The sequence below is a fragment of the Janthinobacterium sp. PAMC25594 genome, assembly GCF_019443505.1.
In the GTDB taxonomy this organism is placed as follows: Bacteria; Pseudomonadota; Gammaproteobacteria; order Burkholderiales; family Burkholderiaceae_D; genus Janthinobacterium.
This window is the reverse complement of sequence record NZ_CP080377.1, coordinates 1,312,775-1,328,501: the sequence shown is the minus strand read 5'-3', so window position 1 is coordinate 1,328,501 and position 15,727 is coordinate 1,312,775. Positions and strand designations below refer to the sequence as shown.

Here is a 15,727-nt window from a genome sequence, read left to right as displayed (position 1 = left end):
CAGTTTTGCAACTTTACCTTTGGCTATCATGCACTTGATTAACTCCAGTTTGAACCACGCCTTGCGCGTGCCGCTGGCTGCGGAAATCCACTCGCGGCCATTCTTGCAGCTCGATGCCCCCGAGCTGATCACCCATCTGGCCGTGTACAAGGATGACAGCGCGGCGCCCGGTGCGTCGAATATGGCGGCCCAGCACGCCACCCTGGCGGCCCTGTGCACGCATTTCGGCGTCACGCCGCCCGCCGCCGAAGCCAAGTATTTTTATTACGACTTTGGCCGCTTCCGCCTGAAATGGGAATGCCACACGGAATTTGCCACGTTTACCTTTGCCGAACATCCGGGCGCCGCCTTGCCCCTGGAACAGGCGTTCGAGCGCATGCCCCTGGAACAGTTGCCGCAGCAGTGGCTGGCGGGTTTGAAGGGCAAGCTGATGGTGGCCGCGCACGTGGTGCTGCAGCAGGCGACCGAGCCGGCCGAGATCTTCATGCAGGGCTTGTCGCGCGTGTTCGAGGGCAATACCCTGGCCGGCAGCAAGGTGTTGCAGGGCGGCGAATTGTGGACGGATTTTACGATCCAGTCCGACGGCTTCAGCCGTTTCGTCATCCGCGATGCGGGCATGCACTCGCAGCAGTCGGGCCGTTTGGTGCAGCGCGTGCTGGAAATCGAAACCTACCGCATGATGGCCTTGCTGGGCTTGCCTTACGCCATGCAGGCGGCACCATCGTTGAACGCCATCGAAAACGAACTGGCGACCCTGGCCGCCGCCATGGTCGATACGGATGACGCGCCGGGCCTGGCCAAGGCCGACGAGGGCGTCGCCGAGCAAGCCTTGCTTGACCGCATCACGCGCCTGGCAGCCCGCATTGAAAAGCTGTCACTCGACAATAGCTACCGTTTTTCCGCCTCGAAAGCCTACATGGGCCTCGTCAAGGCGCGCATCGAGGAGTTGCGCGAAGAGCGCATCGAGGGTATTCCCACGGTCGAGGAATTCATGGATCGCCGTTTGACGCCCGCCATGAATACCTGCGAAGCGATGGCCAGCCGCCAGGAAGCGATGGCCCAGCGCATCGCCAACACCAACGACTTGCTGCGCACGCGCGTGGGCATCGTGCAGGAATTGCAAAACCGGCAAATCCTGCAATCGATGAACGCGCGCGCGGCGCAGCAGCTGCGCTTGCAGCAGGCGGTGGAAGGCTTGTCCGTGGCGGCGATCTCGTATTACGTGATCGGCCTGTTCAGCTACACGGGCAAGGCGGCCAAGGTGCTGGGTTTACCCGTGAATCCGGAAATCCTCGTCGGCGCCCTCGTGCCGTTTGTGGCGGCCGGCGTGTGGCTGGGGCTGCGCCGCATGCATCACAAGCTGCACGCGGACTGAGCAGGGTAAATACCTTGGCGGCGCGTACGTCGCGCGCCGCCAATCCGTGTCCAGCGAGCAAGTGATCGTCGGCGGCCAGGCCTTGCGCCAGAAGACGAGCCGCATCGACGATGGCATCCTGCAGGCGCTCGGCGACCTGTCCGAACTGGATCAGCTGCCTTGTTTGACGAGCATCGAGACGCGCCAAGGCAGCGCGGCGCTGGCCGCCTACATCAACGGCAACCCCATCATCAATGAAGTGCACTGGCAGTCCTCGACGGTCCAGGAGCTCGACTTGCGCAACAGCAATGTCAGCCGCCTCATCGTGCATGCCGAAGGCTTGCAGACGCTGCGCCTGAACGAGGGCCTGGCATCCCTGATACTGAATGGCGCGCCGTCGCCATCGCTGCACATCGACGACCCGCATGCTGGCCGCTTCCTGCGCCTGCAGTTGTCCGGCGCCCTGGCGCCATTCCATGGTCTCGATCAGCTGGCGCGCCTGTCGCTGAGCGCCATGCCGGCCGTCGATTTCGATGTGGTGGCACAGCGTTTCCCTGCGTTGACTGACTTGACCGTGTGGGGCAAGCCGGGGCTGGCGTCGAACGTGACCAGCATCGCCAAATTGACCCGCTTGCAGGATTTCACTGCGGATGAACTGTTCGGCTACGGTCCCGATGACTTCCCCGCGCCGGCGCAGTTGCCGGCCTTGTCCAGCCTGTGCCTGACCAGCCTGCCGGCCGACGCCGCCAAAGCCATCAAGGCCAAGTACAAGAAGGCGGCGGCGCTGGGCCTGGACCTGTCGGTGACGCGGCCGCGCAAGCCGGAATGGCTGGCGGAAAACCTGCACAACGCCTTCCGCGACTGGGATGGCCGCGCACATATTTCGGCGGCATATGCCAAAAAGGCCGCGCAGGCGTATAAAAAGCTGCTGGCCACGGCGCGCACGCTTGACGGGGTGAGCGATGCCGAGACTGCGCAAGCCATGGCGCAGGAGATGGTCACTGCCTATGTCAGCGTGTTCAACCAGATCGAGCGGCGTTCCAGCATCATCGAGACGGTGGAGCGCGATGAAATCTACGTGGCGCTGGAGCAGGTGCTGATGCAGGTGCCGCTGCCGGATGTTGCGGCGCTGTATGCCTTGTTCGACTGCCTGCGCGATTTTTAGTCAGGCATGAACTAGAAAAAAAGTTCTAGACAAGGCGTTCTAGAATCGGTATTCTGGCGTCATGTTAAAAAATACCTCCACTCCCCATCCCACGGCCGCCGAACTGGACCTGCTGCGCATCCTGTGGCAACGCGGTCCGTCCGACGCGCGCGCCGTGTATGACGCGCTGGCGGTCGAGCGTGCCGACGCCAGCTACGCCACCGTGCTGCGCCAGTTGCAGCTGATGCATGGCAAGGGCTTGCTGAGCCGCGACGAAAGCCAGCGGCCGCAGCTGTATGCAGCCGTCGAGGCGCAGGAAAAGCTGCAAACGAGTCTGCTCAAGGACTTGATCGGCAAGGTGTTTTCCGGTTCCGGCAAGGCGCTGGTGCTGACGGCGCTGCGCGAACACGTGAGCGACGCGGAACGGCTGGAAATTGAAAAGATCCTGCGCAGCAAGGATGGCAAGGCGCCATGAACCTGGACATGCGCCTGGGCATCGAATTGGGCAACCTTGTCCCTGCGCTGGGCTGGGTCTTGCTGTATTTTGTCTGGCAGGGCGTGATCGTCGGCGCCGTCTCCGCAGTCCTGCTCCGGCTGCTGCGCCACGCCAGCGCGCGCTGGCGCTATGCCGTCTGCGCGCTGGCGCTGCTGCTGTGCCTGTGCATTCCCGCCATCCACCTGCTTTCTCTGCTGTCTGGCATATCTCCGGCCCAGCTGCCGGTGGCGGCGCCGCCCGCCTGGCGCGCCGCGCTGCAAGCGTGGATGCCGGCCCTGGTGCTGGCCTGGAGCGCCGGTGTCGGCTTGATGAGCTTGCGCCTGTGCCTGGGCCTGGCCTGGGTCGGCAGGCTGCGCCGCCAGGCAGTGGCCGCGCCAGCCATCTGGCAGGCGCGCCTCGATGCGCTGGCCTTGCACATGGGCTTGCGCCGCAGTCGGCAAGTGCCGCTGAAGCTGCATGGGGGATTGTCCAGCCCCGTCACGGTGGGTTTCTGGCGCCCCGTCATCCTGCTGCCGGCCGTCTTGCTGAGCGGCATGCCCGTCGCCTTGCTCGAAGCGCTGCTGGCGCATGAACTGGCGCACGTGCGGCGCTGGGATTACCTGGTCAACCTGTTGCAAAGCGTGGCCGAGGCGCTGCTGTTCTTTCACCCCGTCGTCTGGTGGCTGTCGGCGCGCATGCGGGTCGAACGGGAACAGGTGGCCGACGCGCTGGCTGCGCAAGCGCTGCAAGACCCGCAGCAGCTGGCCACGGCGCTGCATGCCTTGTCCCTGCACACGGCTGTGCCGCAGCACTCCGGTTTGCTGATGTCGGCCCGCGGCGGGGCGTTGCTGACGCGCATAGAACGGCTGATGGCGCCCGGCCCCGACACGGGCGGCTGGAAACTGGCCGTGCCCGCCTTGCTGCTGGCCTGCGCCACCTTGCTGCTGCAGGTGCAGGGCAAGCCCGAGGTGAATGGAGCGACCCTGGCCGAGGCCGCCGTCGCGATGCTGGACTTGCCCGTCAGCGCAAAACACATGCTGGTATTTGACGATAGCACGGGCCAGGTGCTGATGGCGAAAGATGCGGACGCCGTCGTGCCCATCGCCTCGATCACCAAGCTGATGACGGCCATGGTGGTGCTCGACGCGGGCCTGGCCCCCGACGAACAGCTGCGCATCGTGCGCGCCGATGCCGACGCTTCAATGCAGCGCAACAGCCTGCTGGCCGAGGGCGTGGCCGTGTCGCGCGGCGCGCTGTTGCAACTGGCGCTGCTGCCGTCCGAAAACCGCGCCGCCGCCGCGCTGGCGCGCACCTATCCCGGCGGCAGCGTGGCATTTCATCAGGCATTGCAAGCGAAGATCCGCAGCCTGGGCTTGACGCGCACCACCCTGACGGACCCCGTCGGCAGTTCGCCGGCGAATACGTCCACGGCCAGCGAGGTGGCGAAGATCGTCGCGGCGGCCGCGCGCTATCCCGACATCGCGAACATCACCAGCCACCCGCAAGCGAGCGTGGCCGTCAATGGCAAGGTCCGCACCTTGCACAACACGAACCCGCTGGTGGGCGGCCAAGGCTGGGACATCTTGCTGTCGAAGACGGGCAGCAGCCACGCGGCGGGCAGCTGCCTGACAATGCGCATGCGCAGCGGCGGCAAGCACGTCACCGTGGTGCTGCTGGACGCCGACGGCGCGCAGCGGCGCTCGCTCGACGCCGGCCACATCCGCGACACCCTGGCCGACAGGACTGGCCCCATGCATTGATACCCCCCCGGGCGCGCCAGTGCGGGCGCCCTTCTTTTTACACTCTGGAGATGAAGATGACACTATTGGCGAAGTTGATGCTGGCTACGGTTGCGACCATGGCGGCAGGCACGGTGCAGGCGAAGACCCCCGCACCGCTGCAGGATAAACCGGTTAATTGCGACAATTGCAAGGAATGGAATGCGCCCGTCAAGCCATTCAATATCTATGGCAATAGCTGGTATGTGGGCACGGCCGGCCTGTCCGCCGTGCTGGTGACGAGCCCGCAGGGCCACATCCTGCTCGACGGCGCGCTGCCGCAATCGGCTCCCCTGATCGTGGAAAACATCAAGGCGCTGGGCTTTCGCATCGAGGATGTGAAATATATCCTCAATTCGCATGCGCACTGGGACCATGCGGGCGGCATCGCCGCGCTGCAAAGGGCCAGCGGCGCCACCGTGGTGGCCAGCGCAGCGGCCGCCCCCGTGCTGCAAAGCGGCACGAATGGCAAGGATGACCCGCAATACCAGGCTGATCCCGTCGTGCATGTGGCCAAAGTGGCCAAGGTCAAGGCGGTGGGCGAGGGCGATACCGTCAAGGTGGGCCCATTGGTATTGACGGCCCACATGACGCCGGGCCACACGCCCGGCGGCACGACGTGGACCTGGACCTCGTGCGAAGGCCAGCGCTGCCTGGAGGTGGTGTACGCGGACAGCCTGAACCCGTATGCGAGCGGCGATTTTACTTACATTGGCAAAGGCAAGACGCCGGACATTTCGGCCTCGTTCGAAGCGAGCATCGCCAAGGTGGCTGCCTTGCCGTGCGACATCATCATCCCCGTGCATCCGGGCACGACGGACGTGCTGGGCAAGGCCGCCAGGCGCAGTGGTACGGACAATCCCCTGATCGACGCGAATGCCTGCCGCGCCTATGCGGCCGAAGCGGGCGGCTTGCTGGCCAAGCGTCTGGCGAAAGAGCGGGGCGCGGCGCACGCGCCTTAAACGGTTTTACTCGGCCGCCTGCCGCTGTTTTTGCAGGCGTTTCAGGAACACCGTCATTTCCTTGACGGCTTGCAGGTCGCCTTGCTGCTGGGCCACCGTCACGCCCGTCGTCCAGGCGGCCTGCGCTTCGTCCAGCCGCCCCAGCTGGTGCAGGGCCTTGCCCAGCAGTTTCCAGGCGGCGGAATAGCTTTTTTGCTGTTGCGTCGCCTGCGCCAGGTGGATGGCCGCTTGCTCGGCGTCATTGTCTTTCAGGCAGGCATCTCCCAGGCCAAAGCGCAGCAGGGCGCTGTCGCGTCCCTGCGCCAGCAGTTTTTCCAGTTTTTCACGCATTGCCGGCCTCATCTTGATATGCAAGTATATTCTTGCATATTAACGCTTCAGTGCGCGGGAAACAAGCCCGTATTCAGTCCTGCACCTCCACCACCAGCTTGCCGCGCGCGCTGCCGTCCATCTGCGCCATATGCGCCTCGTGTGCCGTGTGCAGAGTAAAGCGGCGCGGATCGAGCCGTACATTTAACTTGCCAGCGTCGATCAGCTTGTTGGCTTCGCGCAGGATGGCGCCATGGCGCGCGTGATGCTCACCGCTCAACAGGGGCAGCAGGGTGAACACGCCCGAGTAAGTCGCCGCGCGCGCCGTCAGCGGGCTCAGGGCGAACGTGCCCCAGCCCAGGCAGCTGACGACGTGGCCGCCGTAGATGCGTGCCGCCTTGAAACTGGCGTCCAGGGTGGCGCCGCCCACCGTATCGTAGACGATGTCGAAACCCACGCCACCCGTATGCTCGGCCACGTAGTCATCCACCGTGCTGGTGCGGTAATCGATGAAGCGCGCGCCCAGCGCCTCGATGACAGCGCGGCTGGCGGCGCTGCCCGTGGCATACACTCTGGCGCCAAGGGCGGCGGCCAGCTGCACGGCCATGTGGCCCACGCCGCCCGCGCCGCCATGCACGAGCACGCTGTCGCCCGCCTGCACGTGGGCGCGGTCCACCAGCCCTTCCCAGGCCGTGATGAAGACGAGGGGCAGGGCGGCCGCTTCGCGCAAACTCAGTCCTGGCGGCACGGGCGCCAGCAGGGCGGCGTCGAAGACGCCGTATTCGGCCAGCGAGCCCTGGACGCCGCCGATGCCGCCCGCCATGCCATACACTGTTGCTCCAACGTGAAAAGTTGTCACGCCATCACCCACGGCCGCCACCGTGCCGGCCACGTCCATGCCGAGGATGGCGGGCAGGCGGGGCCGGGCGTGCGGCGCGGCACCGGCGGCGATTTTCGTGTCGAGCGGATTGACGCCGCTGGCGGCGATGCGCACGAGGACTTGCCCGGGGCCGGGCTGCGGCACGGGCAGGTGCTCAATGCTCATGGGGGCGGCAAAGGTAGTCAGGACGAGGGCTTGCATGGTGTTCTCCGTTGGGTTGATGCGGCCAGTCTAGGCTGACGGCGTGCAAAGAAAAACGGGGCGCGGCCCGATGCACTATTTCAGTTTCGTGGATAATCATTGAAAACAGGAGAGGAAAGCATGGACAGGCTGGCAGCAATGCAGGTGTTTTGCGCCGTGGTCGAGGCGGGCGGTTTCAGCAAGGCGGCGCAGCGCCTGGGCATTTCCACGTCTTCCGTGACGAACCAGGTAGCGGCGCTGGAAAAGCATTTCGGCGTGCGCCTCTTGCAGCGCACCACGCGCAGCATGTCACTGACGGCCGAAGGCCGGCAGTGCCATGCGCAGGCGCGCCAGGTGCTGGCCGATATGGCCGCGCTGGAAACGAGCCTGCTGCAGGCGGCAGGGAAACCCTCGGGCAGCCTGCGCGTGGATATGCCCAGCAGCATCAGCCGTAACCTGGTGGCGCCCGCCTTGCCCCGCTTTATCGCCGCCTATCCCGATATTTCCCTGCGCCTGACGGTCAGCGACCGCCTGATCGACATGGTGGAAGAGGGCATCGACGTCATGCTGCGCATCGGCGAACCGCAGGATTCGTCGCTGGTGGCGCGCAGCCTGCTGAGCATGGATTACCTGTGCTGCGCTTCTCCCGCTTTTGTCGCCCGGCATGGCCTGCCGTCGTCGCCGCAGGAACTCGATCAATTTGCTTGCCTGCATTTCCTGTATCCGAAAGCGCGCCAGGTGCGGCCCTGGCTGTTCCAGGACGGGGACGCGGGCGAGCCGTATGCCCACACGCCGCCAGCCGCGCTGGCTTTCGACCATATCGAATCGATGATCGCCGCCGCCCAGGCCGGTTGCGGCATCGTGCAGGCGCTGTCCGTTTCCGTGCTGCAGCCGCTGCGCGAGGGGACTCTGGTGCCCGTGCTGCAACCGTTCCGCACGCGGGGACCGGACCTGTGGGCGCTGTTCCACCCGCGCCAGCTGCGCGCCGCCAAGGTGCAAGCGTTCGTGGACTTTCTGGCGCAGGTTTTTCGGGAAGGTTTTAGTGGGAACTAATTGTCAATTGCAATACAAGACTGGTGCATGGATTTCCTCTCTAGTCAGCAATTCCATGTTTTACCGCCGTCCGCTGATGTTGTCACCGTCAGTGCCGAACGCCGGCATTACCGCCGCCTCTCGGCCACGGGCGCCAGCCACCTGCTGAGCGACGCGCCGCAGCTTTTTATGGCTTATTTACAGTAGAGTCGGTCTATGCTGTGGCTGGATGCCAGGTAATGCCGCGTCTGCCATTCGATGGCCACGCGGTAGGCGCACGGCGGGTCGAGCGCCACGTTGACGGGAAAACCGCCATTGTTGCCCGACAGATGCGGTCCGCCCGCGCCGCCGCGGAACAGATAATTGCTGGGCGGTGGCGGCGGCGTGAAACTGGCGGCCGGCAGCGGTGGCGGCGGGTGCGCGATGCCGTTGTTGTTGGAAATCGTGATATTGAAAAAGCGCAAATGCGGGTGGTCGATCGTGTACAGGATATGCACGAGGCCGCCCGCGATGGGGTTGCAGGCATTGCTGCGCAACTCTTCCAGATCCAGCGCCACGATGACGGGCGAGTTGTCGAAGACGATGGAATCGAGCCCATCCGTGGCCACGATGGCCAGGGTGTTGCCGTCGCGCACCTCGAAGCCCAGGCGGTAGCGACGTATCGGTTCGCTTTCGGCCGCCGTCAGGCTGCGGCCCGCGTCGAGTATCGGCAAGCCGCCCGGCAGCTTGGCCGGATGCAGGCTGGTGATGGCGGGCGTATTGACGGTGAGCAAATCGAAGGTGCGCAGGAAGATATTCTGCTGCACGATGACGATGGCCGTCGTGCCATCGCGCATGTCCACAGTGACTTGCTTGCCGTCCACCCGTATCCAGCCACCCGGTTTCAGATCGCTCGCATCGACGATCACCTGTGCCGAGTCGGCGAGGCCCAGTCCATTCGTATAAAACACATAGCCGACGAGGGTGCCGAGCACTTGCGTCAAAGGCACCAGGCTGGCCGGCGCCACCGTCGGCAAGGCTGTCGGGTCGTCGTTGCCGCCCGGCCAGGACCATTCGCCGATCAGGAAGCGGTATTCGAGCGGATTGGCGGGGATGGCGCTGTTGCGCAGCGGGCAATTGCCTTTCAGAGTGACGCCGCCGGCGAACACATACGATGCGCCGGCGCCGCCCGCATAGCCTTGCGCGGAAAAGCCGGCCAGCGAGGGGAACGGGTGGATGTCGAACACTTCCACCTGCTGCCAGTGGGGCACGCCTTCCACGTCGGGCGGCAAGACGTCTTTCGAGCACAGTTCCACACAGAAACAGTGGCCCACGTTTTCGCGTCCCGGCTGACGGCCGTTCGCTTGCGTTTCCGACAGGATGGTCACGCTGCCCAGCTGCGCCGTGAAATACACGTCGGGGCCGCTGGTGAATTCCACGTTGATGAACGGCGAGAACGGCGTGAGCGTGAAATCCGACGTCAGGTAATCGATGCGGAAGCGCCCCGTGGCATCGGTGACGGCCACGCCCAGCGCATCGTCCTGCAGCCAGTCCGCGTCGAAGGCGCGCACGGTGGCGCCGGCGATCGGCGTGTGGGGCGCATCGCAGGTGCGCAGCCGGCCGCAGATGGTCCAGGCGCCGAAGCGGGCACGCATCAGGCACCAGAAGCGTTGCGGCAGGCAGTAATCCCAGATGGCGAGGAAATCGTTGTCGACCTGGCGCCAGCGGGGCTGGATGGTGGTGATGGAAAATTGCAGCGGCACGGGGTCTTTCGGGCCTGGCTTCAACTGCGGCACGGTGGGGCACAGGATATCGACCTCGACGGCCTCACCCTGGTAATCGCCTTCCAGGGTAAAGCTGTAGTTGCCGTCCTCGTCCGTGCGCGCTTCGGCCAGCAGGAACGGCGCTTTGGCCTGCACTTCCTCGTCAGTGAGGATGGCGAAGGTTTCCTTGGCGCTGGCCACGGCCAGCGCCGTGACGTTTTGCGTGTCGCGCGGGCGGTACAGGCGCACGATGACGTGCGACAAGGCTTCAGGACACTCGGCACAGATCAAGCCGCACAGTTTGCCCCGCAGGATATAGGCCATGATGGTTCTCCAGCTCAGTTGGACAGTTGTACCGCTCAGAATGGCGGCGCTGTTACCAAGTTAGCAAATGAACAGTCTTCGGGCTTGATCCTGCGTAAAGGAGTGGCTATTTGATCAGCGCCAATACCTCGCGGAAGCGTGGGTGCTTGCAGTCACGCAACCACTCGAAGGCCAGCATTTCCACCGTCACCAGATGGGCGCCCAGCTTGTCCAGACGGGCCAGCGCCGCGTCGCGGCTGGTGGCCTGGCGCGAGCCGACGGCATCGATGGCGATGATGACTTCATACCCCAGCTGCAGCAGGCCGATGGCCGTCTGCAGCATGCACACATGGGCTTCGCAACCCGTGACGACGATCTGTTTGCGCCCGGCGGGCAGCATGTCCTGCAAGCCATCAAAGCAGGCGCCGAAATGCGTCTTGTGCAAGGTCCGTTCGCACAGCGCTGCGATTTCCTCCACGTTCGGCCCCAGTCCCTGGCGGTTCTGTTCCGTGCCCAGCACGGGCACGTCGAGCAGGCGGGCGATCTTCGCCAGGCGCAGGTTTTGCGCCAGCACCAGGCCGGCGTCGTGGATGGCCGGCATCAAACGGCCTTGCAGGTCGACAATGACCAGTGCAGCCTGGTTCGCATCCATCAGCATGGCGTTCTCCCTTATTCATATGTGGCGACAGTGTAGCGCGCTCAGCTTGGCCAGCTGGGCACGGCCGTTTCGCCCATCAGGTAGGCGTGATTGAGGTCGATGGCGGCACGCAGGTAATTCCACAGGGCGCTGACGCGGGCGATGTTGCGCCGCTCGCTGGGCGAAATCATCCAGAAGGCGCGCAGCAGGTCGATCTCGCCGTCGAGCACGGGCACCAGCTCGTTCGACTGCTGCGCCACGAAGCAGGGCAAAATCGCCAGCGCCTGGCCCGCGCGCGCCGCGTGGTACTGGGCGATCACGCTGGTGCTGCGGAATGCGCGCAGGGAATCGGGCGCCACGTTGTCCATGTAGCGCAGCTCCGAACTGAAGACCAGGTCGTCCACGTAGCCGATGATCGGGTGCCGCGCCAGTTGCGCCACGCTGGTGATCGGCGCGTGGCGCGCCAGGTAGGCTGGCGTGGCGTACAGTTTCAGGCGGTAGTCGGACAATTTCGTCACCACGTACGGGCCGGACAGGGGCCGCTCGATGGAAATGGCCACGTCCGCCTCACGCTTGGACAGGCTGACGAAACGGGGCACGGCGATCAGGTCCACGCTGATGTGCGGATAGCGGCCGCAAAACTGCGCCAGGTGGGGTGCCAGCACGATGGCACCGAAGCCCTCGGTGGCGCCCAGGCGCACCTGGCCCGACAGCAGGCGGTTGTGTTCGCCCAGCTCCTCGGTGGCGGCAAACACCGTGCTTTCCATCGTTTCCGCGTATTCCATCAGGCGGTGGCCCTCGGGCGTCAGCTGGTAGCCCACGTAATTGCGGTCGAACAGCTGCGTGCCCACCTGTTCCTCGAACTTGCGCATGCGCCGCGACACGGTGGAATGGTCGATGCCCAGCTTTTTCGCCGCATCGACGAGTCCCGCGCTGCGCGTCAGTTCCAGGAAGACCCGTACATTGTCCCAATCGAGCATGGCAATCCCTCTCTGTGCATTTTTGCAAAGGAATTATGCATTAATTTCACTTGAGCGCATATTTTTACACATGCAGAATGCATCTAAACATATAAGAAAACCCATCCACCTGGAGACACGCATGAAAAAAACCGTTCTGGCCATGGGCGCGCTGGCGCTCACCCTTTCCTTTGGCGGCGCGCACGCGCAGATTTCCGATGGCGTCGTCAAGATCGGCATCCTCACCGACATGTCCGGCCCGTATTCGGCCATGGGCGGGCGCGGCTCCGTCGTCGCCAGCCAGATGGCCGTCGAGGATTGTCTGAAAGCCGAATGCAAGGGCATGAAGATCGAAATCCTGTCGGCCGACCACTTGAACAAGGCCGACATCGCCGCCTCCAAGGCGCGCGAGTGGATAGACCGCGACAAGGTCGACGCCATCGCCGACCTGACCAATTCCTCGGTGGCCCTGTCCGTGCAAAAGCTGATGAAAGAGAAGGGCGGCATCGCCATGTTCAGCGGCCCGGCCACCACGCGCCTGACCAATGAAGACTGCTCGCCGAACGGCTTCCACTGGATGTTCGACACGTATTCGCAGGCGGCCGGCACGGCGGCGGCGCTGACGAAACTGGGGCAGAAATCGTGGTATTTCGTCACCGTCGATTACGCGTTCGGCCATTCGCTGGAAAAAGATGCCAGCGAAGTCGTCAAGCGCAATGGCGGCACGGTGCTGGGCGCCGTGCGCCATCCTCTGAACGCGTCCGATTTCTCGTCCTTCCTGGTGCAGGCGCAAGGCTCGAAGGCGCAGGTGATCGGCCTGGCCAACGGTGGCGCCGACGTGGTCTCGGCCATCAAGCAGGCGCGCGAATTCCGTATCGGCAGCGGCACGGACCAGCGCCTGGCCGCCTTGCTGGTGTTCCTGTCCGACGTGCATGCGCTGGGCCTGGAAACGGCCCAGGGCCTGGTCTACGCGGACGGTTTTTACTGGGATTACGATGACCGCAGCCGCGCGTTTGCCAAGCGCTTCGAGGCGCTCAACAAGGGCGCCAAACCGACCATGGTGCAGGCGGGCGTGTATTCGAGCGTCTACCACTACCTGAAATCGGTGGCGGCGGCGAAGAGCGATGACTCGAAGATCGTCGCCCAGAAGATGCGCGAGCTGCCCATCAAGGATGCCGTCATGAACAACGCTTCGATCCGCCCCGACGGCCGCGTGATCCACGACATGTACCTGGTGCAGGTCAAAACCCCGGCCGAATCGAAAGGCGCGTGGGACTACCTGAAAGTGCTGTCCACCATCCCCGCCGACCAGGCGTTCAAGCCGATGGATGGGGCGGCGTGCAATCTCGTTAAAAAATAATTTTAGTCTATCGACGGAACAGCAGAAAGCCGGGGTCAGACCCGCCGGGTCTGACCCCAGTACTCCGCTGCTCCGTCGAGTCCTATGAACATCGCACACCCGGAGCCTCAACCATGAACCAAGCCCTCACCCAAATCCCTTCCATCCCCCTGCACATAGCCGGCAAACATCACGCCTCGACCAGCACCGAGTGGCGCGACGTCGTCAACCCGGCCACGCAGGAAATCGTCGCCAGGGTGCCGTTTTCCACGCCGGACGAAGTCAAGCTGGCCGTCGCCACGGCCAAGGAAGCCTTTAAAACCTGGCGGAATACCCCGCTGGCGGCGCGCATGCGCATCATGCTCAAGTACCAGCACCTGATCCGCGAAAACATTGGTGCTTTGGCCGAACTGATCACGCGCGAACACGGCAAGACGCTGCCCGACGCGGAAGGGGAAGTCATGCGCGGCCTGGAAGTGGTGGAGCACGCGTGCTCGATCGCCACCCTGCAGCTGGGCGAGATCGCGGAAAACGCGGCCACGGGCGTCGATGTCTACAATATCTATCAGCCGCTGGGCGTGGGTGCCGGCATCACGGCCTTCAATTTTCCCGTCATGCTGCCGTGCTTCATGTTCCCGATTGCTATCGCCTGCGGCAATACGTTTGTATTGAAACCGTCGGAGCAGGACCCGTCATCGAGCATGTACCTGGTCGAACTGATGTACCAGGCGGGCTTGCCGGCCGGCGTATTGAATGTCGTGCATGGCGGCGCCGACGTCGTCAACATGCTGTGCGACCATCCCGACATCAAGGCCGTCTCCTTTATCGGCTCCACCCATGTGGGCACGCATGTGTACCGCCGCGCCAGCGAATCGGGCAAGCGCGCGCAATCGATGATGGGCGCGAAAAACCATTGCGTGGTGCTGGCCGACGCCAACAAGGAGCAGGCGATCAATAACCTGATCGGCGCCGCGTTCGGTGCGGCCGGTCAGCGCTGCATGGCCAATTCCGTCGTCGTGCTGGTGGGCGAGGCGCGTTCCTGGCTGCCGGAAATCGTCGCCCGCTCGCAAGCGCTGAAAGTGGGGCCGGGTAGCGACCGCACGGCCGACCTGGGTCCGATGGTCTCCAGGGCCGCCATGCAGCGGGCGGAAAAGCTGATCCAGGCGGGCGTGGACGAGGGCGCGCAGCTGCTGCTCGACGGCCGTGGCCTCAAGGTGGCCGGCTACGAGGGCGGCAACTTCATGGGGCCGACGATTTTCTCGCAGGTAGCGGCGTCGAACTCCGTCTATACGCAGGAAATCTTCGGCCCCGCCATGTGCGTGGTCGAGACGGATACGCTGGACCAGGCCATCGCTTTCATCAACGCCAACCCGAACGGCAACGGCACCTCGATCTTCACCTCGTCCGGCTGGGCGGGGCGCAAGTTCCAGAACGAGATCGACGTGGGGCAGGTGGGCATCAACGTGGCCATTCCCGTGCCCGTCGCCTATTTCAGTTTTACCGGTTCGCGCGCCTCGAAACTGGGAGATCTGGGCCCGAACGGCAAGCAGGCCTTGTACTTCTGGACGCAGACCAAGACCGTCACGGCGCGCTGGTTTGCCCCGGACGACGGCGGCAGCGGCGTCAATACCACCATCTCGATGAAATAAGGAGGCGGCGATGAGCACCAATATCGTTTTCATCGGCCTGGGCAACATGGGCTTGCCCATGGCGCAAAACCTCGTGCGGGCCGGCCATGCGGTGACGGGTTTTGACTTGCTGCCGGCCAGCGTGCGGCAGTTTGCCGACGGCGGCGGCCTGGTCTCCGACGACCAGGGCGCGGCGATAGGCGCGGCCGACATCGTCATCACCATGCTGCCGGCCAGCCGCCACGTGCTGGGCGCCTACCTCGGTGAGGCTGGCATCCTGGCGCAGGCGCGGCCCGGCACCCTGCTGATCGACTGTTCGACGATTTCCACCGAGGCGGCGCGCCAGGTGGGCCGCGCGGCCGAGGAAAAGGGCATGCCCATGCTGGATGCGCCCGTGTCGGGCGGCACGGCGGGCGCCACCAACGGCACCTTGACCTTCATGGTGGGCGGCGAAGAAGCGGCGCTGGCGGCGGCGCGGCCCTACCTGGACGTCATGGGCAAGGCGATTTTCCACGCGGGCGGCGCGGGTTGCGGCCAGACGGTCAAGATCTGCAACAACATGCTGCTGGGGATTTTGATGATCGGCACCAGCGAAGCGATACGCCTGGGCGTGGCCAATGGCCTCGATCCAAAAGTGGTGTCGGACGTGATGGCGCAAAGCTCGGGCCGCAACTGGACCCTGGAGGTGTACAACCCGTGCCCGGGCGTGGCCGAGAACGTGCCCGCGTCGCGCGGCTACACGGGCGGCTTCGGCGTCGACCTGATGCTCAAAGACCTGGGACTGGCCATGGAAAGCGCCGAGGCGTCGGGCGCCAGCGTGCCGCTGGGCGCCCTGGCGCGCACGCTGTATGACATGCACAGCAAGGCAGGATCGGGCGGGCTCGATTTCTCCAGCATCTACCGGCTGCAGGATACGCCGGCATAAGGCAGCGGTCGTGGCGATGGCGCTCCTGCGGGAGCGCTTTTTTTTTGTTGATCGTCATGCAAACGTGCATGCTGTCAGGA

The 15,727-nt window shown here is 64.5% G+C and carries 15 protein-coding genes; 10 read left to right on the top strand and 5 right to left on the bottom strand.

Translation table 11 applies throughout. The features are described 5' to 3' along the window. Window positions 1-28 precede the first annotated feature (28 nt). The 5 genes from KY494_RS05775 to bla all read left to right on the top strand — a co-directional run bounded on the left by KY494_RS05775 (window position 29) and on the right by bla (window position 5,713). Window positions 29-1,375 (top strand): DUF3422 family protein, encoded by a 1,347-nt coding sequence (locus tag KY494_RS05775; RefSeq protein WP_219890243.1) that lies wholly within the window; start codon window positions 29-31, stop codon window positions 1,373-1,375. A gap of 46 nt (window positions 1,376-1,421) precedes the next feature. Next, a complete protein-coding gene (locus tag KY494_RS05770) occupies window positions 1,422-2,519 on the top strand; it encodes a hypothetical protein (protein ID WP_219890242.1) in 1,098 nt (365 codons plus the stop codon). 61 nt (window positions 2,520-2,580) lie between these two features. Then, a complete protein-coding gene (locus tag KY494_RS05765; RefSeq protein WP_219890241.1) occupies window positions 2,581-2,973 on the top strand; it encodes a BlaI/MecI/CopY family transcriptional regulator in 393 nt (130 codons plus the stop codon). Beyond that, a complete protein-coding gene (locus tag KY494_RS05760) occupies window positions 2,970-4,733 on the top strand; it encodes a M56 family metallopeptidase (RefSeq protein WP_219890240.1) in 1,764 nt (587 codons plus the stop codon). Before KY494_RS05765 ends, KY494_RS05760 begins: the two co-directional genes overlap by 4 nt. A 77-nt stretch (window positions 4,734-4,810) precedes the next feature. Then, window positions 4,811-5,713, top strand: a complete 903-nt coding sequence (bla, locus tag KY494_RS05755) for a subclass B3 metallo-beta-lactamase (RefSeq protein ID WP_258194687.1) — start codon at window positions 4,811-4,813, stop codon at window positions 5,711-5,713. 6 nt (window positions 5,714-5,719) lie between these two features. Here bla and KY494_RS05750 read toward each other — a convergent pair whose 3' ends face one another. After that, window positions 5,720-6,043: a tetratricopeptide repeat protein gene (locus tag KY494_RS05750; protein WP_219136246.1), complete on the bottom strand. Its 324-nt coding sequence runs from the start codon at window positions 6,041-6,043 to the stop codon at window positions 5,720-5,722. 73 nt (window positions 6,044-6,116) lie between these two features. After that, window positions 6,117-7,103, bottom strand: a complete 987-nt coding sequence (locus KY494_RS05745; RefSeq protein WP_219890239.1) for a zinc-dependent alcohol dehydrogenase family protein — start codon at window positions 7,101-7,103, stop codon at window positions 6,117-6,119. A 120-nt stretch (window positions 7,104-7,223) separates the two neighbouring features. Here KY494_RS05745 and KY494_RS05740 point away from each other — a divergent pair, with 120 nt between their 5' ends. Next, a complete protein-coding gene (locus KY494_RS05740; RefSeq protein WP_219890238.1) occupies window positions 7,224-8,135 on the top strand; it encodes a LysR family transcriptional regulator in 912 nt (303 codons plus the stop codon). 27 nt (window positions 8,136-8,162) lie between these two features. Next, window positions 8,163-8,321, top strand: a complete 159-nt coding sequence (locus KY494_RS05735; RefSeq protein ID WP_219136243.1) for a hypothetical protein — start codon at window positions 8,163-8,165, stop codon at window positions 8,319-8,321. Here KY494_RS05735 and KY494_RS05730 read toward each other — a convergent pair. The 3 genes from KY494_RS05730 to KY494_RS05720 form a co-directional block, all read right to left on the bottom strand. Then, the gene (locus tag KY494_RS05730; protein ID WP_219890237.1) at window positions 8,309-10,180 is read right to left on the bottom strand and encodes a hypothetical protein; all 1,872 of its coding nucleotides are present in this window, start codon (window positions 10,178-10,180) and stop codon (window positions 8,309-8,311) included. The genes KY494_RS05735 and KY494_RS05730 overlap by 13 nt on opposite strands. 106 nt (window positions 10,181-10,286) lie before the next feature. Beyond that, window positions 10,287-10,817 carry an isochorismatase family protein gene (locus tag KY494_RS05725; RefSeq protein WP_219890236.1) on the bottom strand — a complete coding sequence of 177 codons (531 nt, stop codon included), beginning with the start codon at window positions 10,815-10,817 and terminating at the stop codon, window positions 10,287-10,289. A gap of 41 nt (window positions 10,818-10,858) precedes the next feature. Continuing rightward, a complete protein-coding gene (locus KY494_RS05720; RefSeq protein WP_219890235.1) occupies window positions 10,859-11,776 on the bottom strand; it encodes a LysR family transcriptional regulator in 918 nt (305 codons plus the stop codon). Window positions 11,777-11,897: 121 nt separating this feature from the next. Here KY494_RS05720 and KY494_RS05715 point away from each other — a divergent pair, with 121 nt between their 5' ends. The 3 genes from KY494_RS05715 (at window position 11,898) to mmsB (ending at window position 15,647) form a co-directional block, all read left to right on the top strand. After that, window positions 11,898-13,115: an ABC transporter substrate-binding protein gene (locus tag KY494_RS05715; RefSeq protein WP_219890234.1), complete on the top strand. Its 1,218-nt coding sequence runs from the start codon at window positions 11,898-11,900 to the stop codon at window positions 13,113-13,115. 113 nt (window positions 13,116-13,228) lie between these two features. After that, window positions 13,229-14,743 (top strand): CoA-acylating methylmalonate-semialdehyde dehydrogenase, encoded by a 1,515-nt coding sequence (locus KY494_RS05710; RefSeq protein ID WP_219890233.1) that lies wholly within the window; start codon window positions 13,229-13,231, stop codon window positions 14,741-14,743. A 10-nt stretch (window positions 14,744-14,753) separates the two neighbouring features. Next, window positions 14,754-15,647 carry a 3-hydroxyisobutyrate dehydrogenase gene (gene mmsB, locus KY494_RS05705; protein WP_219890232.1) on the top strand — a complete coding sequence of 298 codons (894 nt, stop codon included), beginning with the start codon at window positions 14,754-14,756 and terminating at the stop codon, window positions 15,645-15,647. Window positions 15,648-15,727 lie beyond the last annotated feature (80 nt).